Origin of the sequence: Beggiatoa leptomitoformis, assembly GCF_001305575.3 — a bacterium.
GTDB classification, from domain to species: domain Bacteria; phylum Pseudomonadota; class Gammaproteobacteria; order Beggiatoales; family Beggiatoaceae; genus Beggiatoa; species Beggiatoa leptomitoformis.
This window is the reverse complement of the sequence record NZ_CP012373.2, coordinates 2979033-3005646: the sequence shown is the minus strand read 5'-3', so window position 1 is coordinate 3005646 and position 26614 is coordinate 2979033. Positions and strand designations below refer to the sequence as shown.

19 protein-coding genes are annotated in these 26614 nt (G+C 41.5%); 18 read left to right on the top strand and 1 reads right to left on the bottom strand.

Annotated elements, in window-relative coordinates:
* Window positions 1–47: 47 nt before the first annotated feature.
* The 16 genes from AL038_RS12630 to AL038_RS12555 all read left to right on the top strand — a co-directional run bounded on the left by AL038_RS12630 (window position 48) and on the right by AL038_RS12555 (window position 19653).
* A complete protein-coding gene (locus AL038_RS12630; RefSeq protein ID WP_062153342.1) occupies window positions 48–833 on the top strand; it encodes a hypothetical protein in 786 nt (261 codons plus the stop codon).
* Between the two features lie 440 nt (window positions 834–1273).
* Window positions 1274–3076: a leucine-rich repeat domain-containing protein gene (locus AL038_RS12625; protein ID WP_062153337.1), complete on the top strand. Its 1803-nt coding sequence runs from the start codon at window positions 1274–1276 to the stop codon at window positions 3074–3076.
* Window positions 3077–3146: 70 nt separating this feature from the next.
* Complete coding sequence (locus AL038_RS12620) at window positions 3147–3896, top strand: c-type cytochrome (protein WP_062153335.1); 750 nt, start codon at window positions 3147–3149, stop codon at window positions 3894–3896.
* 2 nt (window positions 3897–3898) lie between these two features.
* A complete protein-coding gene (locus AL038_RS12615; protein WP_083991520.1) occupies window positions 3899–4855 on the top strand; it encodes a hydrogenase small subunit in 957 nt (318 codons plus the stop codon).
* A 388-nt stretch (window positions 4856–5243) separates the two neighbouring features.
* A complete protein-coding gene (locus AL038_RS12610; protein WP_062153334.1) occupies window positions 5244–6404 on the top strand; it encodes a VWA domain-containing protein in 1161 nt (386 codons plus the stop codon).
* 409 nt (window positions 6405–6813) lie between these two features.
* Window positions 6814–7590 (top strand): enoyl-CoA hydratase, encoded by a 777-nt coding sequence (locus AL038_RS12605; RefSeq protein ID WP_062153332.1) that lies wholly within the window; start codon window positions 6814–6816, stop codon window positions 7588–7590.
* Between the two features lie 108 nt (window positions 7591–7698).
* A complete protein-coding gene (gene queA / locus AL038_RS12600; protein WP_062155522.1) occupies window positions 7699–8736 on the top strand; it encodes a tRNA preQ1(34) S-adenosylmethionine ribosyltransferase-isomerase QueA in 1038 nt (345 codons plus the stop codon).
* Window positions 8737–8924: 188 nt separating this feature from the next.
* Window positions 8925–10016 carry a globin domain-containing protein gene (locus tag AL038_RS12595; protein WP_062153330.1) on the top strand — a complete coding sequence of 364 codons (1092 nt, stop codon included), beginning with the start codon at window positions 8925–8927 and terminating at the stop codon, window positions 10014–10016.
* 283 nt (window positions 10017–10299) lie between these two features.
* Window positions 10300–12249: an AMP-dependent synthetase/ligase gene (locus AL038_RS12590; RefSeq protein ID WP_062153328.1), complete on the top strand. Its 1950-nt coding sequence runs from the start codon at window positions 10300–10302 to the stop codon at window positions 12247–12249.
* 14 nt (window positions 12250–12263) lie between these two features.
* A complete protein-coding gene (locus AL038_RS12585; protein ID WP_062153326.1) occupies window positions 12264–13055 on the top strand; it encodes an ABC transporter ATP-binding protein in 792 nt (263 codons plus the stop codon).
* Window positions 13056–13139: 84 nt separating this feature from the next.
* Complete coding sequence (locus AL038_RS12580) at window positions 13140–14054, top strand: branched-chain amino acid ABC transporter permease (protein ID WP_236839387.1); 915 nt, start codon at window positions 13140–13142, stop codon at window positions 14052–14054.
* A 12-nt stretch (window positions 14055–14066) separates the two neighbouring features.
* Window positions 14067–15137 carry a branched-chain amino acid ABC transporter permease gene (locus tag AL038_RS12575; protein WP_062153325.1) on the top strand — a complete coding sequence of 357 codons (1071 nt, stop codon included), beginning with the start codon at window positions 14067–14069 and terminating at the stop codon, window positions 15135–15137.
* A gap of 86 nt (window positions 15138–15223) precedes the next feature.
* Window positions 15224–16561 carry an ABC transporter substrate-binding protein gene (locus AL038_RS12570; protein WP_062153323.1) on the top strand — a complete coding sequence of 446 codons (1338 nt, stop codon included), beginning with the start codon at window positions 15224–15226 and terminating at the stop codon, window positions 16559–16561.
* Between the two features lie 60 nt (window positions 16562–16621).
* Window positions 16622–17440 (top strand): ABC transporter ATP-binding protein, encoded by an 819-nt coding sequence (locus AL038_RS12565; protein WP_062153321.1) that lies wholly within the window; start codon window positions 16622–16624, stop codon window positions 17438–17440.
* Between the two features lie 31 nt (window positions 17441–17471).
* A complete protein-coding gene (locus AL038_RS12560; protein ID WP_062153319.1) occupies window positions 17472–18725 on the top strand; it encodes a phenylacetate--CoA ligase family protein in 1254 nt (417 codons plus the stop codon).
* Window positions 18726–18904: 179 nt separating this feature from the next.
* Window positions 18905–19653 (top strand): IS5 family transposase gene (locus AL038_RS12555; protein WP_201800085.1). Its coding sequence is split into 2 segments (ribosomal slippage): window positions 18905–19319 and window positions 19319–19653, totalling 750 coding nucleotides; the frame shifts between segments, so codons are not numbered across the junction.
* A 71-nt stretch (window positions 19654–19724) separates the two neighbouring features.
* Here AL038_RS12555 and AL038_RS12550 read toward each other — a convergent pair.
* A complete protein-coding gene (locus AL038_RS12550; RefSeq protein ID WP_062153317.1) occupies window positions 19725–20870 on the bottom strand; it encodes an MORN repeat-containing protein in 1146 nt (381 codons plus the stop codon).
* A gap of 364 nt (window positions 20871–21234) precedes the next feature.
* Here AL038_RS12550 and AL038_RS12545 point away from each other — a divergent pair, with 364 nt between their 5' ends.
* Both AL038_RS12545 and AL038_RS12540 read left to right on the top strand, forming a co-directional pair.
* Window positions 21235–21771: a carboxymuconolactone decarboxylase family protein gene (locus AL038_RS12545; RefSeq protein ID WP_062153315.1), complete on the top strand. Its 537-nt coding sequence runs from the start codon at window positions 21235–21237 to the stop codon at window positions 21769–21771.
* 243 nt (window positions 21772–22014) lie between these two features.
* On the top strand, window positions 22015–26478 hold the full coding sequence (locus AL038_RS12540) for a WD40 domain-containing protein (RefSeq protein ID WP_062153313.1): 4464 nt from the start codon (window positions 22015–22017) through the stop codon (window positions 26476–26478).
* Window positions 26479–26614 lie beyond the last annotated feature (136 nt).

Genomic DNA, 26614 nt, shown 5'->3' with positions numbered 1-26614 from the left:
AATTATAGTAATAATTACTATTAAACACTGCTTAATTAGGAAAGAACATGAATACAATTCGTTTATTAATAATAAGTATCATGTTGGGTGCATGTGCTACACCTAATGGAGAAGCACCCAGCGTTCAACATGGTTTTTCAAGTGCATTAACAGGGATTGGTATTCTTATTTTATCGCCATTTCAGATTGCAACAGGCTTATTAGAAGGGATTGCATCTGTACCCTACTATTTAGCAACAGGCACACGGCAAATTAACGAAGGGCTTGTACAAGCACAAGCGAAAATTACGCTAGATGATACTTATGAATCAGCCTATGGAAAACAACTCACTGATGTACCTGATAATGGTGATACAGGAATGGTCTTTCGGCGGATGAAACATGCAACTACTTTTTTTCAAAAAATTTTACGTCAATATGGTGTAGAACACAGTGAAAATTACTACTTAACCAGTATCGATACAGCTAATGATGCAGGCTATACGCTGCTCGCTGTTATTTATCGTCCCTATCAAAAAATCCAAGTTATTGATAAATACAAAACAGATTCTATTCGCTCATTTACGGCAGAAGATAGATTATTCTATGAGCCTTTTCAAGTAGATGCGAATAAAAATCCTTTAGACACCGTTATTGACTGGGCAGCCCTACCCAACGACAGTTTGCAAACGCAAAAGGCACAAGCCGTTTTGCTAACACTAGCAGCAAATGCAGTCGTGATTAATAAACGCAGTGCAGAATATTGGCAAATTGAAAAACGTTGGTTAAATGGTGAATATCAGGTGATTACAACACAACGTGCTCAACATGTACAAGGGCGTATGGGGCTTTAAAACGACTGAACTTTACAGACAAAACTGGTTGTTATAGTCACTAACAATCAACATACCCCATTGAAACCAAAGATACCAACCTAAACTCGTCAACAGTACAAAACAGGTTAGTGTAAAAAGTACTAATATCCATTTCTTTTTAAAAATTGATATGTTCATAAAATAACTATTAGAGAGGGTAAGCTTACCCTCTTTGATAAACAAGCAATTGGCATATTCAATAACATCACTAAGTATAAAACTCATTCATTCTCTCATCATTTTCATTCAAAAAATAATTGATTTTACGTGGAAATAATAAATTTTTATTTTGAAATTTAAGTAAATTGACAAATGATAGTAAGAATGATTATTATTCAAATTAAATTTAACTACTATTTGTAGTATTATTTATTACTACTCATTATTTTTATATGGTCTATATCTAAGGTGAAAAATAAGTGAATATAAGTTACAAATATGCTGCGGTGCCTTTATTGTTTTTAATAACAAATATTGCCATCGCGGCAACAGACTGCACAGTACAAACTGATTTACCTATTGCAGAATGTCAAGAATTGGTCCGTTTTTGGGAAAGTACAGAAGGGGATATGTGGACAGATGCAGATACAAACAATTGGAATGTATCTAACGCACCATGCCAGTGGACAGGTGTTACATGTACAAATGGGCATGTCACTCGCATTACACGCGCCACAGAAGTTAGTGGACGACACATTGGTTTTGATTTAGTTGGAACAGTTCCAGAAGATTTGGACTTGCCTGAATTAACTACTCTCTCTGTAGGATATAATGCCCTCGAAGGCACAATTCCTAACTTCACTCACTTGCCCAAATTAGAATCGTTAAGTCTTACAACCAACGCATTTACAGGAACAATTCCCGATTTTGACAATCTGCCTGCGCTAAAAACGTTAAATTTAAGCGATAACCAATTAACAGGGCAAATACCCGATTTTCATTTCCTACCTAATTTAACCTCCCTTTCATTACAACAAAATCAACTCACTGGTTCACTGGTTGATTTTAGCAATTTACCCAAATTAAGCCGTTTATCTGTTGCTAATAATCAACTAACAGGCACAATTCCTGATTTTCAACACTTACCAGAATTAACCCGTTTAATTATCTCTTTTAATAATTTTACAGGCACATTGCCCAATTTTAATAACTTGCCAAAACTCACTCAATTATATGTTCCTTATACACAATTATCTGGTGAGTTACCCACATTAGACAAACTACCAAAACTAACAACTTTTTACGCATACAATAACCAATTTTCAGGTAATTTACCCTCTTTTGACAAAAATGCTGAATTAACCCGTTTAAATGTCAGTAATAATCAATTAACAGGCACATTACCAGACTTTACAACAACGCCCAAGCTAAGCCATATTGTCCTAAATAATAATAAACTCACGGGTGAATTAGGTGACTTAAGCTATTTAACGGAACTAACCACGCTATTTATTGCAGGCAACAGCATCACGACACAAGCCATTAAATTACCTGCTAGCTTTACAGGACATTACAACGATTTTGGTTATTTCATCACGCAAACACCTGATAGCAGTACCGCCGCCACACCTAGAGGAACTGATCCTAGTATTTCTGTTTTACTAAGCGCATTAAATACGTTGTTAGACGATGAAAATAACTTATTAGATATTAGTTTACATAGTGAATTAAGTCAGGAAACCACCGTTGATATTTATCTAGCTACATTATTACCTAATGGTAGTGAATTACTTTTCATCAGCCCAACAGAAGGCTTGACCACCCAACCATCGGCATTAGTCACAGGCGCAATAATGGGAGAAGAGACTGATTATCACTTACTTTCCATTCCCATTTTAGGACTCCCTAGTGGACTTTATCCTATTTACCAAATAATAACCGAACAAGGAAAAGCACCATTAGATACGACTAACTGGTTATCTGGGCAATTCAATTTATTATTTTTTGCCATCAATACGTCAGAATCCAGTGTGACAGCCTTTAAACATTACTTACATGGTAAAAAACTCTATCAAGACAACTGCTCAGGATGTCACCATGATGAAACACGCAATCCACAGTTTTTATTTGAAGCAGCGAAATCCCCCCGTTTAATTCGCAAAACATTTGATGACAATGTCGACAACAAATCCTATTTAAATTTCTTAAGTGATGCTGATTTACAAGCCATTGCTGATTACGTAACAACACCCTACAACCCACTAGCTACTAATACCCAATAACAGTACAAACAAAAGCAACAGAGTAACCATTAAGTTGTTCTGTTGCTTTCTATTTTTAGGGATATTTAAGATGTTACGTCACCTTATTTACTTCAGTCTGCTAATCAGTTTGCCCGTGTTTGCAGAAAACCAACTGATAACACCTGATACTATTCTTTATCAAACAGATACACCACTTTCAGCTTATATAAATCTACCCACTGTTTATCAAGGTGATTTATACCTAGCAACCCTATTATCAGACCAACAACTCTATTTCTTAACAGCACAATCAGGGTTACAAATAACGCCTACACCATTTTATACAAACCAATCTTTTCAAGGCTTAACTGAAATACTCAGCTTAAATATTGCCGATATTCCCGCAGGTATCTACCCCTTGTATCAAGTGATTACTGCTACAAATCAATCGCCACTAGATGCCACTAACTGGCTAACACCACTGAATATTATTGCTTTTAGTATAGGCTTACCGCCACACATTACAGGCGACTATAACCGTGATGGTTTAGCCGATACCGATTGCAACGCCAATGGACTTGCAGATGATACATTAGGATGTGAACAAACCTACCTAAGCCAAACCGCCAACACCAACTATAAAAAAGAAGGACGCACGTTGTACCAAACCTATTGTAATAACTGTCATGGACAACGGTTTTTACCCGCACAATTTGCAGAACTTATCCGCCAATCAATCAGTATCGTTCCAGAAAAACAACCTATTATTGGACAATTAAGCAATCGTGATTTTGACAAAATCGCCGCCTATATTAACAGTGCTACCAGTACACAATGTCGTAGCGTAGGAATGGAATAACTATGGAAAGTTACTATCACATCATGCGCCGACAAGGAATTACACGGCGAAGTTTCCTCAAATTCTGTAGCTTAATGGCAACCTCTTTAGGATTATCCCCCGATTATTTAGGGCAAATTGTCTATGCAATGGAAAACAAACCCCGTTTACCCGTGCTATGGCTACACGGCCTAGAATGTACCTGTTGTTCAGAATCGTTTATTCGAGCAGCACAACCGTTGGCTAAAGACGTTATTTTATCCATGATTTCATTGGACTATGACCCGACATTAATGGCAGCGGCGGGCAAGCAAGCAGAAGATTGTTTAGAACAAACGATTGAAAAATATCGAGGTAACTACGTTTTAGCAGTAGAAGGCAACGCACCTGCGGCACAAGATGGAATGTCTTGCATTGTTGGAGGGAAACCCTTTTCTCAACAATTACATCATGCTGCCACCGATGCAAAACTGATTATTGCATGGGGAAGTTGTGCAACCAATGGTTGCGTACAAGCAGCTTATCCCAATCCAACCCAAGCCGCACCCGTGCATAAAATGATTACAGATAAACCCATTATTAAAGTGCCGGGTTGTCCCCCAATTGCCGAAGTTATGGTTGGTGTTTTAACCTATTTATTAACCTTTGACGAACTACCCGAACTAGACGCACAACGTCGCCCAACCATGTTTTACAGCAAACGAATTCATGATAAATGCTATCGTCGCCCACATTTTGATGCAGGACGCTTTGTCGAAACGTGGGACGATGAAAACGCTAGACAAGGTTATTGTCTATACAAAATGGGCTGCAAAGGGCCTACCACTTATAACGCTTGTGCAACAACAGGTTGGAATGGTGGAATTTCTTTCCCCATTGGTTCAGGACATGGTTGCATTGGTTGTTCTGAAGAGGGTTTTTGGGATAAAGGCTCATTTTATCAACGTATTAACTTTGTTAAACCCCCTATTTGTGTTTGATAAACAAGACCTGATAGACTTTTAATAGCTGTCAGGTTTTTTTCATAACACGCTATTTCTTAAAAATAGGGTCAAATTTTCCTGAAAATTCTGCTTCAGACCAGATAATTTATTCTTTGCTGAATTAGCACGACCTGATTTTTTCATCCTCTAACGCCAACAATACTGAAAATATTGATTTAGGCAAGCAAGTAATTACAACGCCGCCTATTTATAAAAAATCGCCCATAAAACAAAAAATACATAGAAAAAAATGCGTAAAGATAGTACGTTTATCACCAAACTTTGCAAAATACGCAGATAACGTTACATCAAGCACTCCTTAAAAACACATTAAATTATAAAAATTTTCTGTGTTATTAAATTCTTAATAAAGGCGACTTAAATCATGACAGACAATGCAGAACGTTTACGTCGTTGGCGATTATTATTAGGCGGTGGCGGCGCAGACGGCACAGGTTGCCAATTGAACAAAAACGACATGCGCATCGATAACGCCCTATCACAACTGTATGACAACGACCAATCACGAAAAGGCGGATTAGGCAGTTCTGCTCCCAATGTTGCACGATGGTTAGGCGATATTCGTGAATATTTTCCACAAAGCGTTGTGCGTGTTATGCAGAAAGATGCGATAGACCGCTTAAATTTAAGTGCAATGCTTTTACAACCAGAGATTTTAGAAACCCTAGAAGCGGATGTGCATTTAGTGGCTAATATCATGTCACTCAATCACAGTATGCCCGAAAAAACAAAAGAAACAGCTCGAATTGTCGTTAATAAGGTTGTTAATCAACTCCTAGAAAAACTAGAATTAACCATGCAACAAGCCGTGCGCGGTAGTCTGAATCGAGCCATGCGCAATAATCGCCCACGCCATTCTGAAATCGATTGGTTGCGAACCATTCGAGCCAATTTAAAAAATTACCAACCTGACTATCAAAGTATTATTCCTGAGCGTTTAATTGGTTATGCCCGTAAACAACGGCGGACATTACAAGATATTATTTTATGCGTCGACCAATCAGGTTCTATGGCAAGCAGTGTTGTGTATGCCAGCATTTTCGCCGCAGTAATGGCATCCATTCCCGCAGTTAAAACACAAATGATTGTTTTTGATACAGTCGTTATGGATTTAACCGACATGCTGGTTGACCCCGTAGAAGTGCTATTTGGAACACAATTAGGCGGGGGAACGGATATTAATAATGCGCTAGCCTACTGTGAAAAACTGGTTAGTAAACCAGAAGATACAACACTGGTACTCATTACTGATTTATATGAAGGCGGTGATGAAAAAGCATTAGTCAGACGGGCGGCAAATCTTGTACAAGCGGGTGTACAAGTAATTACACTACTCGCACTAAATGATGACGGCTCACCCATTTATAGCGCGCATCTTGCCCAAGCCTTTGCTGGATTAGGTATTCCTACCTTTGCCTGCACACCAGACCAATTTCCCGACCTCATGGCAATGGCACTCCGTCGCCAAGACATCAGCCAATGGGCAGCGGCAAATAATATTGTCCTAGCCAGCAGTATTAATTAAAAAAATAATTAATGGTGAATAGATAAAGACAATAAAGAATGCTATCCCTTTTCCAAAGGGGGAAATCTCCCTCACCACTTTATTACTAACCTGAGTTCGGGATAAGAAATAGGGAAAAATTAATAAATTTAATTGGTTTATCTCGTTCCCACGCTCCAGCGTGGGAATGCAGATTGCGTCGCTCTAGCGGCGCGTTTGCTTAGGCTGGTTAAACATTGAGGCGGATTTAACTCAATGGTTTTTATCTTAAATAAGTGATTAAAGTCCTCGCCGCTGGAACGACGCGGTAGGCATTCCCACACCAGAGCGTGGGAACGAGAATTTCTTATCCCGAACTCAGGTTATTACTAACAAAAGGCTAATCCTAAAAATCGCCTTCAGACAAACAATAACCACCAAAGGAAACCCAATGGACTACAACAATATTTTATTGGAAATTCATGATAATATCGCACTTATCAAACTAAATCGTCCTAAAGCCTTAAATGCACTCTCGCCTGAGCTAATGCAAGAACTCACGGATGTATTGGATAGATGTGAAGCAGACCCTGCGATTCATGTGATGGTATTAACAGGAAACGAAAAAGCCTTTGCCGCAGGTGCTGATATTAAGGCAATGAAAGACTTCAGCTATATGGATGCCTACAAACAAAACTTTATTACCCGTGATTGGGAACGTTTGACACGCTGCCGTAAACCTGTGATTGCTGCAGTTGCAGGTTACGCGCTAGGCGGTGGTTGTGAAGTAGCAATGATGTGCGATTTTATTATCGCCGCAGAAAATGCAAAATTCGGACAACCCGAAATTAATTTAGGTATTATCCCCGGTGCAGGCGGAACACAACGGCTCACGCGTTTGATTGGTAAATCTAAAGCCATGGAAATGTGCTTAACAGGACGCTTAATGGATGCACAAGAAGCCGAGCGGGCGGGTTTAGTCAGTCGGATTGTTCCCACTGATAAATTATTAGCCGAAGTCATGAACACCGCCGCCCAAATGGCGAAACTGTCACAACCGGTGGTCATGATGGCGAAAGAATGCGTTAATCGAGCGTATGAAAGCAGTTTAACAGAAGGATTATTATTTGAACGGCGTGTATTTCATGCAACATTTGCCCTAGAAGACCAAAAAGAAGGGATGTCCGCCTTTATAGAAAAACGCACTCCAAACTTTAATCATCAATAATTTCAAGATGATTTACGCTTAAAATGTCAGGATTGGTAATCCTCAACAGATTACCCGTCCTGATTTATTTGGCTCTATGCCACAATCCAACCACTTATATTTAATATGATGCGCCGTTCCGATTTCTACTACGATTTACCCCCACATCTTATCGCTCAAAAACCCAGCCTCACACGCACAAGTAGCCGTTTGCTCCATATAGATACACAGACGCAACGCCTAACAAACCATATTTTCAAAGATTTTCCCCACTGTTTAGAACCCAATGACCTATTGGTTTTTAACAATACTAAAGTTATTCCCGCCCGCTTATTTGGACAAAAAGCCACAGGCGGACGGGTAGAAATCTTAGTAGAACGAATTTTAGATGACCATCGGATTTTAGGACAAATGCGGGCAAGTAAACCGCCAAAACCAAACACCCCCATCTTATTAGAAGGCGGTATTACCGTTGTTGTATTGGGAAAAATTGATAACTTTTTTGAATTACGTTTTGCAGATGAACGCTCGGTTTACGACATTTTACAAGCCATAGGACACATTCCACTACCGCCCTATATAGTCCGTGACGATGACAACATAGACCAAGAACGCTATCAAACCGTTTATGCCCAAAATTTAGGCGCAGTCGCTGCACCAACAGCAGGACTACATTTTGATAAACAACTGCTTGCTGAAATCAGTGCCAAAGGAATTCAACAAACATTTGTTACACTACACGTTGGTGCTGGCACATTTTCCCCCATTAGAGAAGAAGATTTGAGCCTACATGTCATGCACAGCGAATGGGTATCCGTTTCAACAGAGGTTTGCGAACAAATACGTGCAACACGCGCACGGGGGGGACGTGTTATTGCAATAGGCACAACAGCCGTCCGTGCCTTAGAAACGGCTTCACAATCAGGTGAAATTCAACCTTATCAGGGTGAAACACGTTTATTTATCACACCGGGTTATGTGTTTAAAAGCGTTGATGCCTTACTAACCAATTTTCATTTACCCGAATCAACCCTACTCATGTTAGTGTCTGCCTTTGCAGGCACAGACCTGACATTACAAGCCTATCGCTATGCAGTACAACAACAATATCGTTTTTTCAGTTATGGCGATGCCATGTGGATTAATCATAAAGTCACTACAATTTAAATAAATCATTATCATCGCACGTACAGATTTTTCAGCATTGTAGCGTTATATACAAAACTATATAACGCCAATATAATTAACCGACAAAAAACAAGTACCACAAGTTTTTTTATATATATTTCAAACCAATAAATAAAGGCATTATTTTTGCCTATGGTTAAGATGGCTCATTCCGCTGAGGTTTTAACATGTCATCTGAACCAATGTTATCTACACTTGAAATAGATTCAACGCCTGATATTACCCGCTGTCCTTTACATGGAATTGATGGGTCTGCACTGCCTGAAGTTGTACCACCTTCTGAACACATCCTAAAAACCGTTGGGGAAGCAAGATTACGGGCATTAGTGTTTCATCATCACGCGCTTTTACTAAAAAGTCCGATTGCCTACTTATTTACACAAGAAGATGAACATTTTTGGACAGTTGTGACAAAAATTGCCGATTTTTTTGTTGAAGCCTGTGGCGGCAAAAATTACTATTCTGGCGTTTATGGTCGTCCACAACTACGCCGTCGACATATTCCTTTCATGATTGACGAAGCAGGGCGAGAGATTTGGTTAACGCTATACAAACAAGCCCTACGTGATGTAGATTTTCCAAGCTCGGTATTAGAAGCCTATTGGACATGGATAGAAGCACTTTCCATTCGCTTGGTTAATCAACGCAATAACAATATTCCAATCAAACGAGTCAGTTTTGAAAGCATTAAATCTTTTTTTGTCAGCCCCTATGCCGTACAACAAACAGATTTATCCCAAGAATTACAACTATTACCGACAGAAACCACCTTTGAAAGCATCACCACTACCGACGTGTTAAGCCAACAAGAACGAACCACATTAAGTATTTTTGGAGAAGTAAAAAAACCTTCAACTTTACACTTGATTGATTTATTTGACTTACCCACCGCAAGCATTCTTGTCCCTCCTGTTATCTGTGCTATGACCTATAAACAACTCGACACAGAACATCTGTATAAAGGCGTGTTATTAAAAAACTTATTAAACCTAGCCATTATTAAAAGTGACAAACCGTTATACCGTACACCCTTATATATTGTTGTAACGGCTTATGATGGCTATCAAAGTATTTTTTCATGGCACGAAGTTTTTAACGCAATTGCAGGCGATTCTATTCTACTGGCCTATAGCAAAAATAATCGTTTACTAGAAGACAAAGCAGGCTCTATGTGTTTACTAACAACATCAGATATTTATATTGCACCACGATTAGTTAAAGGTGTAAAAAGCATAGAAGTACGACGGATTTATGATTAAACCCCAAATTGTGCAAAATTTATCAATTTTGCACAGCTTGTAATGTAATTATAACCAGATGAAACCCATGATAAATTATCAACACAATTTCTACCCACTTCCCAATAAATCACCAACCATCGCTTAAAAATTCTCCTATTTTTTGTTGCTATGCAACGTAAATTATTCATAAATAGATGCTTGCATTGTTAGATGATATTGATAACATAATAAAGAGAAAATCACACCTATAAATAAAACTAATAAATTGCTGTACCACCATTGAAGGAGAAAAAGATCAGCTATGTCTGAGTTAGACACCTTCCCCAAACTATTAGTCAACCACGCAAAACAGCGTCCTCATAAAGTTGCAATTCGTGAAAAAGATTTTGGCATTTGGCAATCATGGACTTGGTCACAAGTTTATGAACAAGTGCGCGAATTGGTTTGTGGTTTGTCTGCTATGGGTCTGCAACAAGGCGATAAAGTTGCAATCATTGGCGATAATCGCCCGCGTTTATACTGGGCAATGATAGCGACCCAAACACTAGGCGCAATACCTGTTCCCCTCTATCAAGACGCAGCAGCCGAGGAAATGCAATATGTGCTAGAACATGCTGAAGCCCGTTTTGCTTTTGCTGAAGACCAAGAACAAGTTGACAAATTACTGGATATTAAAGACCGTTGTCCGCATTTAGAACAAATCATTTATGATGAACCACGCGGAATGCGATTTCATGAAATGTATGAAAAAGCTTTTTTACACAGCTACACACATATTCAAGAACGCGGCAAACACTATCAATTTGATAATACGGGGTTATTTTCTACTGCCGTTGAAGAAACCCAAGCCAGCAATACAGCTATTATCGTCTATACCTCAGGTACAACGGGTCGTCCTAAAGGGGTCATGTTATCGCATGACAATCTCATTATTACGGCACGTAATGCCATTGAACGTGATGGTTTAAGCGACAAAGAAGAAGTATTAGCGTACTTACCGATGGCATGGGTAGGCGATAATTTATTTTCTTATGCGCAATACTATACGGCTGGTTTTTGCGTCAACTGTCCTGAAAGTAGCGATACAGTACTCACTGATTTACGCGAATTAGGACCAACCTATTTTTTTGCTCCCCCCCGTATTTATGAAAGCCTGCTTACCCAAGTAATGATACGCATGGAAGATGCAAGTTACTTAAAACGTCAGCTCTTTCATTATTTTATGGCGTTTGCTAAACAAGTTGGTATTAACGTACTAGATGGGCAAGAAATCTCCTTAGCTGACCAACTCCGCTATAAATTGGGTAATTTCTTACTCTATGAACCGCTTAAAAACGTTTTAGGATTAAGCCGCATTCGGCTTGCCTATACGGCAGGGGAAGCAATAGGACCTGAAATTTTTCAGTTCTATCGCTCCTTAGGCATTAATGTAAAACAATTATATGGCATGACAGAAGGGTCAGTTTTTGTATGTACACAACTGAATGGACAAGTCAAACCCGATACCGTTGGCGTGCCATCGCCCCAAGTAGAAATGAAAATTTCAGACACAGGAGAAGTCGTTTTCCGTAGTCCCGGTGTTTTTCAAGGATATTTTAAAAATCCACAAGCGACAGCCGAAACTAAAGATGCAGAAGGTTGGTTTCATACAGGTGATGCAGGCTTTTTTGACGAGTCGGGACAACTCAAAATCATCGACCGCGCTAAAGATGTTGGTAAACTCACTGATGGCGCAATGTTCGCCCCTAAGTATATTGAAAACAAGCTAAAGTTTTTTCCGCATATCAAAGAAGCCGTTGCCTTTGGCGATGAGCGTGACTATGCTACCGCCTTTATTAACATTGATTTAGGCTCGGTCGGTAACTGGGCGGAACGTCGCAACCTCGCCTATACCGGTTATAACGACTTAGCAGGACAATCGGCTGTTTATGACTTGATTGAAAAATGTATCGAACAAGTTAATTTTGACCTCTCTAAAGAACCACATCTAGCGGGTTCGCAAATTAAACGCTTTTTAATCCTACACAAAGAGTTGGATGCCGATGATGGGGAGCTAACCCGCACAGGCAAAGTACGCCGTCGTCCCTTAGCAGAAAAATACGCGACCCTCATCAACGCGCTGTATTCTGAACAAGACACCATCAATGTCGAGGCGGCGGTTAAATTTGAAGACGGACGGGAAGGGATGATTCGCGCAACCGTAAAAATTCGTCACACCAAAACCTTTACCCCCGTTGCGAAAGCCAGTTAAGAGGATGCGACACTATGGCAGTTACAGGCAGAAGAGTTGGCGAAACAATTTTAAGTGTTGAAAATATTAGCTTAAGTTTTGGTGGTGTTAACGCATTAACTAATATTAGTTTTTCAGTAAAAGAACACGAGATTCTGGCTATCATTGGGCCTAATGGGGCGGGCAAAAGCTCCATGCTCAATGTTATTAACGGTGTTTATCATCCACAACAGGGCAAAATTACCTACAAAGGGCAAACACGCGCAAAAATGAAAGCACATGAAGCTGCTCAACAAGGTATCGCCCGCACCTTTCAAAATATTGCCTTATTCAAAGGGATGACGGTTCTCGACAATATTATGACGGGACGCTGTTTGAAAATGAAAAGCAATTTTCTTTGGCAAGCCCTGTATTTAGGCCCTGCCCGCCGTGAAGAAGTAGAACACCGTCGCAAAGTAGAAGAAATCATTGATTTTTTACGCATTGAATCAATTCGTAAAACCCCCGTTGGTCGCCTACCCTATGGCTTACAAAAACGGGTAGAACTCGCCCGCGCATTGGCCGCAGAACCAGAGTTATTATTACTAGATGAACCCATGGCGGGCATGAATGTAGAGGAAAAAGAAGATATGTGCCGTTTTATTCTCGATTTAAACGATGAATTCGGCACAACCGTTGTGCTTATCGAGCATGACATGGGCGTAGTTATGGATATTTCCGACAGAATCGTAGTGCTAGATTACGGGCGTAAAATTGGTGATGGCACACCCGAAGAAGTACGGACAAATCCTGAAGTCATTGAAGCCTATCTAGGTAATTCACATTGACAATAACATCAAAAATATAAAGATAAATATCGCGCAATACATAACATAATCATCTAAAAAGCGCGTATCCACCCAATAAGGAGAATGTCGATTGTGGCAGGCGAAATAGCGTTTTTCTTTGAAGTCCTCATTTCAGGTTTACTCTCGGGTGTTATGTACGCCCTCGTTGCGCTAGGATTTGTCTTAATTTACAAAGCCTCTGGTGTTCTCAATTTTGCACAAGGTGCAATGGTCTTTTTTGCAGCCTTAACTTATGTCGGCTTGCTAGAAAAAGGGTTTAGCGCGTGGTCAGCAATCGCATTAACCTTAGTTGTTATGCTCTTAGTCGCTGTTTTAACCGAGCGTCTGGTCTTACGTCCTTTAGTCAATCAACCGCCGATTACCCTTTTTATGGCAACCATTGGACTTGCCTTCTTTCTTGACGGCTTTGCCCAATTACTTTGGGGGTCTGAAGTGCGTGGGTTAGATTTAGGTATTTCCGAATCACCCGTTGAAACATTGGTAAATTACACAGGCATATACATTAGTATTTTTGACTTAGTAGCGGCGGCTATTGCAGGCACATTAGTGATTTTACTGGTTTTATTTTTTAATAAAACCCGTATTGGTCGTGCTTTGCGCGCAGTTGCGGACGACCATCAAGCAGCTTTATCGGTTGGGATTCCCCTACAACATATTTGGGTTATTGTCTGGTCAGTAGCGGGTCTTGTTGCACTGGTCACGGGATTATTATGGGGTTCTCGATTGGGCGTGCAATACAGCCTGACACAAGTCGCATTAAAAGCCCTACCTGTGCTGATTTTGGGCGGATTTACCTCTATACCCGGTGCAATTGTTGGCGGTTTAATTATTGGTGCAACTGAAAAACTTGCCGAAGTTTATCTTGGTTCTTATGTGGGTGGCGGTATTCAAGAATGGTTTCCCTACATGTTGGCCATGCTCTTCTTACTCATCCGTCCTGAAGGCTTGTTTGGTGAACGACACATAGACCGCGTATAGGAGAATTTGAAAATGTTGTACCGTGAAACAGGACAATTTAAATCCAGTTATGAACAAGATGCTGCCATTTTTCCTATTCAACAAGACCGCATCGCCCTCTATATCCTACTGGCAGTTGCATTTATCGCCGTACCTTTATTAGCAACAGAGTATTGGATGGGGTCAATTCTCACCCCCTTTTTAATTCTTGCCCTTGCCGCCATTGGGTTAAATATATTAACAGGTTATGCAGGACAACTATCGTTGGGCAGTGCTGCATTTATGGCAGTGGGCGCATTTGCCGCTTACAACTTCGCATTACGCATTCCCTCTTTACCCCTCATTGTTGATTTTATGCTAGCGGGTTTAGTCGCCGCACTGGTTGGCGTGTTATTTGGGTTGCCTAGTTTACGAATTAAAGGCTTTTATCTTGCGGTTGCAACACTTGCTGCGCAATTTTTTATCATTTGGCTATTAAATCGGGTGAGCTGGTTTTCTAACAATGATGCATCAGGGGTGATTAATGCACCTGAAATTATTATGTTTGGACATGTTTTTAGCAGCGTAACCGAACGGTATTTACTCACCTTAATCATTGTGGTTGTCATGGCATTACTCGCTAAAAACATGGTGCGGTGTAATATTGGGCGAGCATGGATGGCGATTCGAGATATGGACGTTGCCGCCGAAGTTATTGGCATTAAAATGTTACAAACCAAACTATTAGCCTTCGCCGTGAGTTCTTTTTATTGTGGTGTCGCGGGTGCATTATGGGCATTTTTATACTTACGCACATTAGATGCACAATCAGATGCGTTTTCACTGGCGGGTTCGTTTCAAATTCTTTTCATGATTATTATTGGCGGAGTAGGTAGCATTTTAGGCGCATTTTTAGGCGCAGGTTTCATTGTGCTACTCCCCATTTTCCTTAATATTCTAGCGGGCTTATTTGGGAGTAGTTTACATGCAGATATGGTGGCTCATTTAGAAGTGATGATTTTCGGCATTCTAATCATTTTTTTCTTAATTGTAGAACCACATGGTTTAGCGCGTTTATGGGTCATTGGTAAAGAAAAACTGCGTTTATGGCCGTTTCCACATTAATACCCTAGACGATTTAAAGCTGTTTTTTACACAATAACAAGGGGAATTATCCCCGCTTTTTATACCTATTGGAGGATTCACACGTTATGCGTATGCACAAAAAAATAATTGCAGGTTTATTAGCCAGCATCGTCATGAGTAGTTTCAGTCATCTTGCTTTTACCGCTGACGAACAATTTATGCCGATTCCTATTTATCGTACAGGTCCTTATGCTGCTGGCGGAATTGCCGTTTTTGGTGGTTTTATGGACTACATGGAAATGCTAAACGACCGTGATGGTGGCGTTAATGGCGTAAAACTGGTGTGGGAGGAATGCGAAACCGCATATAAAGCCGACCGTGCAATTGAATGTTATGAACGCTTGAAAAAACAAGGGTCAACTGGTGCAGCGGCTTTTAACTTTTTAGGCACACCCCAAATTTACGCCGTCATGGACAGAGCAGCCGTTGATAAAATACCTTTAGTCTCTATTGGTTATGGTCGTGCTGATACATTGGATGGCAGCGTGTTTGAATACGTATTCCCGCTAACCACCACTTATTGGAATCAATCCACCGCAAAAATCAAATTTATCGGACAACAAGAAGGCGGCATGGATAAACTAAAGGGCAAGAAAATTGCCAATGTTTATCATGACTCTGGTTATGGTAAAGAAACCATTCCCGTCCTTGAAGCGCAAGCTAAAAAATATGGTTTTATCTTAGAAAACTTCCCTGTTGCACATCCGGGATTAGAACAAAAAGCCACATGGTTACAAGTCCGTCGTATGGCACCCGATTGGGTTATTTTGCGGGGTTGGGGGGTGATGAATCCAACGGCATTAAAAGAAGCCAAACAAATTGGTTTCCCACGAGAAAAAATGGTTGGCGTATGGTGGAGCGGTTCAGAAGAAGATGTGATTCCTGCAGGTGATGCAGCAAAAGGCTTTATTGCCGCAGGCTTTCATCCAGCAGGCACTGACTACCCTGTGATTCAAGATGTTATTAAACATGTTTATGACAAGGGTAAAGGCATGGTTGATAAAAATCGGGTGGGTTCAATTTACTACAATCGCGGCATTATTCATGGCATCCTCAATGTTGAAGCCATCCGCGTTGCACAAGGCAAATTTGGCAACAAACCATTGACGGGCGAACAAATTCGTTGGGGCTTGGAAAATCTTAATTTAACAGAAGCACGGGTTAAAGAACTCGGTGCAGAAGGGTTTTTATCCCCTATGAAAACCTCATGCGCAAACCACGAAGGTGGCGGAAAAGTGCGCTTTATGCAATGGGATGGTACGAAATGGGTTAATGTTGGCGACTGGATTGAACCCGATTATGAATTAACCAACCAATTGGTGAAAGAGTCAGCGGCAAAATATGCAGCCGAAAAGGGCATTAAACCGCGTGATTGTAAAGCGGAAGATGGTAGCTCTTTATAATTTTCATACTCTGCCTGTAGATGCGAATTTATTCGCATCTACTCTATAAGCAAGCAAATCATGAACGATACCAATTCCTCTCTTTTTCTTTCGGTGAATAATATTGAAGTCATTTATGACCACGTCATTCTTGTCCTCAAAGGTGTATCACTAGATGTGCCTGAAGGCAGTATTGTTGCCTTATTAGGTGCAAACGGTGCGGGAAAAAGCACGACATTAAAAGCCATTTCTAATTTACTCGGTGTGGAACGAGGCGAAGTAACAAAAGGCTCTATTTCTTTTCATCACGAGCAAGTGGATAAACTCAACCCTGCTGAATTAGTCAAACGTGGCGTGATTCAAGTAATGGAAGGTCGTCGCTGTTTTGCACATCTAACGGTTGAAGAAAATCTGCTCACAGGTGCTTATATTCGTAACGATGGTCGCACGGCTATTCGAGACAGTTTAGAAAAAGTTTATCATTATTTTCCACGCCTTAAAGTACGCCGTCTCAGTCAAGCAGGATATACCTCTGGCGGAGAACAACAAATGGTCGCCATTGGTCGAGCATTAATGTCAAACCCCAAAATGATTTTGCTTGATGAGCCATCAATGGGGCTTGCACCACAACTGGTAGAAGAAATTTTTACGATTGTTAAAAACCTAAATCAACAAGAAAAAGTCAGCTTCTTACTGGCAGAACAAAATACAATCATTGCCCTGCGTTATGCCGATTATGGCTACATTTTAGAAAATGGGCGCGTTGTGATGGATGGTGATGCAAAAACACTGAGTGAAAATGAAGATGTCAAAGAATTCTACTTAGGCTTAAGTACCAGTGGACGCAAGAGTTTTCGTGATGTAAAACATTATCGTCGCCGTAAACGTTGGTTAGCCTAACCGCCCTCACCACTACGGAGCAAGGAATGCCATGCAACAACATCATTCCGTTTTTTATGATGATTTAGAAACCTTAGACCCGCATGTCCGCGAGTTGACATTATTTGCGAGCCTGCCACGTCAAATCCATCATGCCCAACAAAATTCTGCCAGTTTTGCCAAAATTCTTGCGGGCGTGAACAGTGCGGAAATTACCAACCGTCAAGCCCTTGCCCAACTGCCGATTACCCGCAAAAGTCATCTTATTGGCCTACAAGGAAAAAACCCACCATTTGGTGGATTAGCTGCATTATTTCCACGCCAAATGCGCCGTATTTTCGCCTCACCTGGTCCTATATATGAACCAGAAGCCCGTCGTACAGATTTCTGGCGAATGGCGCGGGCATTATACGCCGCAGGATTTCGCGGTGGGGATATTGTACATAATTGTTTATCCTACCACTTTACACCGGGAGGATGGATGTTTGACGATGGTGCGCAAGCACTAGATTGTGCTGTTTTTCCCGCAGGGACAGGACAAACGGAACAACAAGTACAAAGCATCATCGATATTCGCCCTAATGCTTATACGGGAACACCCTCGTTTTTAAAAATTATTTTAGAAAAAGCAAAAGAGATGAATGCCGATGTTTCTTGCCTACGTAAAGCCCTCGTTTCTGGTGAAGCATTGCCCAATAGTTTACGCAAAGAAATTAATGCCGTTGGCATTGATATTCACCAATGTTACGCAACGGCTGATTTAGGCATGATTGCTTATGAATCATCAGCAAGAGAAGGATTAATTTTAGACGAGGCCCTTATCTTAGAAATCGTCCGACCCGGTACGGGCGAACCAGTTGCTGAAGGCGAAATTGGCGAAGTTATTATTACCAGCCTCTGCCCAGAATACCCATTAATTCGTTTTGCAACAGGGGATTTATCAGCGGTATTGCTTGGACAAAGTCCCTGTGGGCGCACCAATGTACGGATTAAAGGTTGGTTAGGACGAGCTGACCAAACAACAAAAGTAAAAGGCATGTTTGTTCATCCTGAACAAGTAGATGCTGTTATTAAACGTCACCCCGAAGTCAACTATGCACGACTAGTGGTTGCACGCAATACCGTCAACGATATGATGACATTACAATGTGAAGTTGCAGAAAGTGCGCACAGTCCAGAACTCATTACTGCACTAGAAAACAGCTTACAAACCGTTTGTAAATTAAAGGGTAACGTTCAACTCGTTGCTGTGAATAGTTTAGCTCGGGATGGCAAAATCATTGAAGATATACGGACATATAATTAATTTTGAATAACAACAACATCACGGATAACGCCCTAAACAGGGTTATCCGTAATGTTCTTAAATATACTATTAAGAAATAAAATTTTAAAAATATCTTTTTGATTGATTAGAGCGTGTCATCAAATAGTAAAAAGTGTTATATTATAGGTATATACCCAGATATCGCCAAGGATAAAACAATGAGTCGTCGCTATGCCTTAACCGATGAACAATGGTCAAAACTAGAACCGCTACTCCCTGGGCGTAAAGGACATGTCGGGATGACGGCTAAAGATAACCGCTTGTTTATTGATGCTGTTCTATTCCGTTATCGCAGTGGCATTCCTTGGCGCGACCTCCCCGAACGCTTTGGTGATTTCCGTGTCGTCCATACCCGCTTCAGTCGTTGGTCTAAGAAAGGTGTCTGGGAACGTGTTTTCAAGATACTAAGTGCCGATGCCGATAATGAATATGCCATGATAGACAGCACAATAGTTAGAGCGCATCAACATAGTAGTGGTGGTGGCGCAGATGAAGCCATTGGACGTAGCGCAGGGGGTTTAAGTACCAAGATTAACTCCGTTGTTGACGCACTGGGCAATCCGACCCTTTTTTTTTGACTGCGGGACAGGCAAGCGACCTTGAAGGGGCTGATGCTCTTATTCCTCAGATAAAGGCAAACGCTTTATTGGCTGATAAGGCTTATGATGCTGATGAACGGGTTAGAGATGTTTTAAAACAGAAAAGCATAGAACCTGTGATTCCGTACAGGAAAAATCGTTTAAATCCACCTGATTATGATAAAGCTCTTTATAAGGCACGTTATTTAATCGAGCATTTCTTTGGTAAATTAAAGCAATATCGTGCAATAGCTACACGATATGATAAACGCGCTAGGAATTTCTTAAGTGGGGTTTATTTGGCTTCTACCTTGATTCTTTTAGCTTGAACCTTTAACCCTTCTTATTTGATGACAGGCTCTAACAATTTAATTAACACTGGCTCAGATAACGATACACCTTACGACTCTTCCCCAATAAATTGATTATGCTGCCAAACGCCCGCTTGTTGCTTACCATTCGTATAAATTAACACCCCACGCCCATCAAATTTTCCTTCTTTAAACTCACCTTCATAACGACTGCCATTCGCAAAATACAAGACACCTTTACCATTATATTTTCCCTGACGAAAACCGCCTTGATAACGGCTACCACTGGCATAAATTAACGTACCCCGCCCATGTTGTTTATCATGACGAAAATCCCCCTCATAATAGTAACCATTATCACGCTGTAAAATTCCCCGTCCATTATATTTCCCCTCCCAAAACTCACCCTCATAATGCTCACCATTAGGAAAGTGCATCACACCATAACCATGCGGTTGATTATTATATATTTCACCCTCATAGCGTTTACCATCCAAAAACAGCAAAACAGCTTTTCCTGTAGTTTCATCAAAAACACCCCGCACAAATTCACCTTCATAACAATCGCCATTAGGAAAACTTAATACCCCATTACCATGTCGTTGGTCAAGATGAAATTCCCCCTTATAACACTCACCATTTTGTTTGATTTCTATACCATTTCCCTGTCGTTGTCCCTGATAAAATTCGCCTTCATAACGGTCACCGTTAGCAAGTAACAAGATGCCATAGCCATCGGGTTGTCCGTCATACATCTCTCCCTGATAACGACTATTATTTTCTAACATCTTAAATATAAAATTATTATCTTCAGTCTGTGGGATTTTTTCTGGCTGTAGGCTTATACCGTCTCTAGTTAATATACTGTCTCTGAGCGCGTGACGAATTACTTTTTTAGGGGAGGGAATAATACGCTGATTTTCATCAAAAAGAAGACTAACCTTTATCCAACTTTGTACTGCCCAAAGGGCTAAATTTTTATCAAAACCCAAATTATCAAACAATTTTTGTGTTAAGCGTGCGACTAAAACCGTTGAAGGCGTACTCAAATTTGAATGAAAGACTTCTCGGGCAATTCCTTGTTTTAACGCATGAATCAGCACGAATATTTCACGTTGATATTCACCAACACAAGCATCACGCAACAAAGATTCTAACTGTTTAGCATTATTGCAGAGGTTTGTACCGTATTGCTGTAATAATTCACCAAGTTTTTGGCGGGGTAAGTCGTGCATGAATGGCGGGGTAATAACCTATATTGACTTATAAAACGGTTTAGCGATGCTAAATGAGAGTTTATTGTTTAGTGTGGCTTCTGTATTAGTTATCTTTAAAATTCTACACAAGATTTCAAATGGGTTCTATAGAAATCACAGCCGTCATGTAGGGTAAAAAATCAATCTTATTATAATCGTCAAAATGATGTAATTTTATTTTGCGGGGGTCTAATATCGTCCGAATCAACATTACAGAATATCCAATTCAAACAACCCATTTATTTATCGAGTTATATTTTTTGCACTATCACTTGACTGTTTAGTCAAATTTTAGGTAAACTTTTTCTTGACTACTTGGTCAATACCTAAAAGGACAGCTAACATGCCACTCATCAGAACCATCAGCCCAGAAGAAGCTACGGGTGAAATTGCTGAATTATACAAACAGATTATTGCTTTAAGAGGCAGAGTGCCCAATTCCTCCCAAGTGTGGAGTATCAGCCCAGAGCTTTATAAACAACAGCTTAGTTTTATTGATTACTACATCACGCACAAAACGCTGTCCGCCCCCTTACTGGCTAGTCTGCGTTTACTGGTTTCTAACGCAACTAACTGTCAATATTGCATCGACTTTAACACTTCGTTGTTGGTCAATATGATGGGCTGGCAAATGGATGATATTGTTGCGCTTAAACAAGCAAAGCAAAGTACGAAATTGAGCGAAAAAGAAAATAAAATGCTCGCTTTTGTTCTAAAATCAGTCAAGAATTGTAAAAAAGCAGATACCAGCGATTTAAACGAGTTAAGAGCATTAGGCTGGGATGATGCGGACATATTGGACGCGGTGCAACACGGCGCGAGAATGTCGGCTATTGATGTGATTTTGAATACGTTTGATGTGGAAAGCGATAGTTTGTAAACCGTCTGAACCGCAATTTACATGATTAAAATAGTGTTTGAATTCAGTAAATTGTGGTTCGGATTTATTTTCTTAATTCTTTATTTCTAATTCTACCAAAAGCTAATCAAGTGTAACCCCTTCTCCTTGTTGATAACCGCTTATTTCTATCAATTAATACACTCTCTTTTTTATAGGTTTCATATAGTTCATAATACCCAATAAAATAACCTGTTAGCGTTTTATTTTGTATTGGGGGGATTTATGAGTGGTAGGGATGAAATTATCAAACTACAAGAAGAAAAGTTAGTTGCTTTAGAAAAGGCGTTATTTTTAGAAACGGATGCCAGCCGAAAATTTGCATTAAAAAAACAGATTGAAGAATTAAAAAACCCTTTTGATGATAGTCACCAACATGATGACTTTCTCGCCCGTGTTGCGCAGGCTTGTAAAATGCGGGAAGGTGAGCAGGTAAAAATTAAACGGATTAATAAAGACTTTCCTTATCTTGATGTTGTAACTGAAAAAGAAGGCTTGCCATACCACTATCCCATTGGGGTTTGTGAACAATCAATAACGATTGAAGTCGTAAAAGCTTTTGAAACGCAGGTATTAGCCGAATATCGTGCAGAAAATCCCTATGTTGATTCGTATTTAATTTATCGCGGTGATTTTGCAGATAATTCATTAATCGAATATGCAAAAAAACAACGCATCCGTTTATGGCATTTTGCTGAATATCAAAATTTACTCCTCAACCTTGTGCCTTATGTGCAACGGCAAACCTTAGAATTAGCAAATAATCGTATTTATCCCCCTGCTTTATATATAGAACAGCGTGTTCAGCAGGAAAAAAACGAGACTCAAAATAAATTAGATGCCTTGTCCACCTTGCAACAATGGGTAGCCGAGCCTAATCCACGCTTTATTGTGGTATTGGGTGAGTTTGGTACAGGAAAAACATTTTTATTACGTGAGTTAGCGCGACGGATGGGGGAAACTCTAAATGCAGAAAAAAATGCACAGACGGCGTTATTACCTTTATTGCTGGAAATGCGCCAATTAGAGAAAACTAACGATTTAGATAAATTAGTCGCGCAACAGTTGGCAAAAGAAGCGGGCTATGATGCGAAAAAATTCCGCTATATGTTGGCACAAGGCAAAATTGTGCTGTTGTTTGATGGGTTTGATGAATTAGCTTTGCGGGTTTCTTATGACCGTGTGTTAGAACATTTTGAGACTTTATTAGAAGCTGCGCGGGGAGATTATGCAAAAGTAATTGTTAGCTCGCGCAAAGAGCATTTTATCAATGAAAAGCAAATAAAATTGAAATTGCTAGAAGCCGTTGAACGGGTGAGAGGACAGGAAATTTTATATTTGCAGAAGTTTGATAATGCGCAAATTGATAAATTTTTGCATAGAAAATTTGAAGATGTACAAAAAGCCCGCAGTTTTTACAGATTATTAAATGATATAAAAGATTTAATGGGCTTATCCGAAAATCCTCGAATGTTAAGTTTTATTGTGGAATTGCCTGAAGCTGATTTGCGTCAAGCTCAACAACAAGATGGCGAAATTACCGCTGCAAAAGTGTACGAAATGATATTAACCCGTTGGCTAGAAGGAGAACAAAAACGGGTTAAAACAGGTTATCACGATGATTTAAAAATTGAGCAACGTTGGCAGGCAGTAGAAAAATTAGCCTTGCATTTGTGGGAACGTACCGCTAAAACCGTAGATATCCATGAACTTGACGGTGTTACGCAACAAATCCATGAGGAACTGGGTTTGTTATTAGAGTTTGGGATTGCTAAACAACAATTGTGTTCAGGCACTTTGTTAATTCGAGACAATGAAGGGCAATTCGGTTTTATTCATCAGTCAGTCATGGAGTGGCTGGTGGCTAAAATAGCAGTGAGACAATTAAGCGAGCAAACACAAGAAACCGTTTCTCTATGGCAAAAAATTTTAACTTTAGGGAACCCCACCGTTAAAGCAATTCCTTTGTTAGAAAAACGGCAAATGTCGGCATTGATGAGCCAGTTTTTTGTAGATTTAGCAGGACATGACCAAGCCAGAAAGTGGGCAAGCAGAATCATCAAACAGCGCGGAGTTGCGTCAATAATACAAAATAATGCCGATAGCACTCTAAAACAATTAAAGAATAATCAACGTAATAGCCTTGACCGTCGCGGGCAAAATTTACGCGGACAAGATTTTTCAGGGCAAGATTTACGTTATGCTGATTTTAGTGGCGCGGATTTAACTGATGCTTTGTTTAAAAATGCAATTTTGTATCACGTTAATTTCAGCAATGCCACGCTAAAAAACGCCGATTTCACTAAAACCGATTTAAGCAACGCCAATTTTAGTGATGCGGATTTAACCGATGCCTTGTTTAAAAATGCCATTCTTCAACATGCTAATTTTAGCGATGCTACGTTAAAAAACGCCGATTTCACTAAAACCGATTTAAGCAACGCCAATTTTAGTGATGCGGATTTAACCGATGCCTTGTTTAAAAATGCCATTCTTCAACATGCTAATTTTAGCGATGCTACGTTAAAAAACGCCGATTTCACCAAAACCGATTTAAGCAACGCCAATTTTACCAATGCAATATGCGATGAGGTCAGCTTATTAGGCGCGACGGTGCATCAAGTCAATTTCTCTGCTAAATCATGGCGACGGGCAAAACTGCTATTTGTTAACCCGCCAGAATTACCCCCCTTAAATTCTCCCTTTGGTGTTGCTCTACCCTCGCCTCATCCCGATGAACTAAAACCCGAACCCATGTTTGTGACGGGTGGTATGTATCAATCTGTTTGCTTTAGTCCTGATGACTCCCTCATTGCTGTTGCTGTCAACAATGTCATTCAAATCTGGGCGGCAGACAGTGGGCAGTGTCTGCGCATCCTTGAAGGACATAAAGAAGCTGTATGGAGTGTGGCGTGGCGAGGAGACGGAGCGCAGGTGCTCAGTGGCTCGGAAGACAAAAGCGTGCGGGTGTGGGACGTGGGCAGTGGGCAGTGTCTGCGTATCCTTGCGGGGCATGAAAGTTGGGTAACGAGTGTGGCGTGGCGAGGAGACGGAGCGCAGGTGCTCAGTGGCTCGGAAGACAAAAGCGTGCGGGTGTGGGACGTGGGCAGTGGGCAGTGTCTGCGCATCCTTGCGGGGCATACGGATAGAGTATGGAGTGTGGCGTGGCGAGGAGACGGAGCGCAGGTGCTCAGTGGCTCGTCTGACTACAGCGTGCGGGTGTGGGACGTGGGCAGTGGGCAGTGTCTGCGCATCCTTGCGGGGCATGAAAGTTGGGTAACGAGTGTGGCGTGGCGAGGAGACGGAGCGCAGGTGCTCAGTGGCTCGGAAGACAAAAGCGTGCGGGTGTGGGACGTGGGCAGTGGGCAGTGTCTGCGCATCCTTGCGGGGCATGAAAGTTGGGTAACGAGTGTGGCGTGGCGAGGAGACGGAGCGCAGGTGCTCAGTGGCTCGGAAGACAAAAGCGTGCGGGTGTGGGACGTGGGCAGTGGGCAGTGTCTGCGCATCCTTGTGGGGCATACGGATAGAGTATGGAGTGTGGCGTGGCGAGGAGACGGAGCGCAGGTGCTCAGTGGCTCGTCTGACTACAGCGTGCGGGTGTGGGACGTGGGCAGTGGGCAGTTTCTGCGCATCCTGAAGGGGCATGAAAAAGCTGTAACCAGTGTGGCGTGGCGAGGAGACGGAGCGCAGGTGCTCAGTGGCTCGTCTGACAAAAGCGTGCGGGTGTGGGACGTGGGCAGTGGGCAGTTTCTGCGCATCCTGAAGGGGCATGAAAAAGCTGTAACCAGTGTGGCGTGGCGAGGAGGCGGAGCGCAGGTGCTCAGTGGCTCTTGGGACAACAGCGTGCGGGTGTGGGACGTGGGCAGTGGGCAGTGTCTGCACATCCTTGCGGGGCATACAAGAGAAGTAATGAGTGTGGCGTGGCGAGGAGACGGAGCGCAGGTGCTCAGTGGCTCGTCTGACAAAAGCGTGCGGGTGTGGGACGTGGGCAGTGGACAGTGTCTGCGCATCCTTGCGGGGCATGAAAGCAGTGTAAATAATGTGGCGTGGCGAGGAGACGGAGCGCAGGTGCTCAGTGGCTCGTCTGACAAAAGCGTGCGGGTGTGGGACGTGGGCAGTGGGCAGTGTCTGCGCATCCTGAAGGGGCATACGGATACTGTATGGAGTGTGGCGTGGCGAGGAGACGGTGCGCAGGTGCTCAGTGGCTCAGAAGACAACAGCGTGCGGGTATGGGACGTGAGCAGTGGGCGGTGTCTGCGCATCCTTGCGGGGCATGAAAGTTGGGTAACGAGTGTGGCGTGGCGAGGAGACGGAGCGCAGGTGCTCAGTGGCTCGTCTGACAAAAGCGTGCGGGTGTGGGACGTAGGCAGTGGGCAGTGTCTGCGCATCCTTTGGCATGAAAGAGAAATAACCAGTGTGGCATGGCGCAATGATGATAAGCAGATTATCAGTGGTTCAGAAGACGGCACAATTCGCTTGTGGGATGCGGAAACAGGGGAGTGTTTAGCGGTGTTTATTGGTTTGCCTGATGGGTGGGTAAGTTATTCGCCGAAAACAGGGCGTTATAATTACAGTGGCAATGTACAAGGTTTATTTTGGTATGCTGTGGGCTTATGCCGTTTTGAATTAAGTGAATTAGACGAGTTTATGCCTGAGTTGCGACTTAAAGCGGGGGAAAAGTTATTTTAATTATCGGACACCAAAACGCTCAAAATTAACGAACAAGCAGAATTTAAAACCCTGCTATCCAGTGTAAGGTGCGTCAGCATTACGTAACGCACCGCTAATTTAAATCATTTTTTAAAAAATAACCCTTTGTATTACA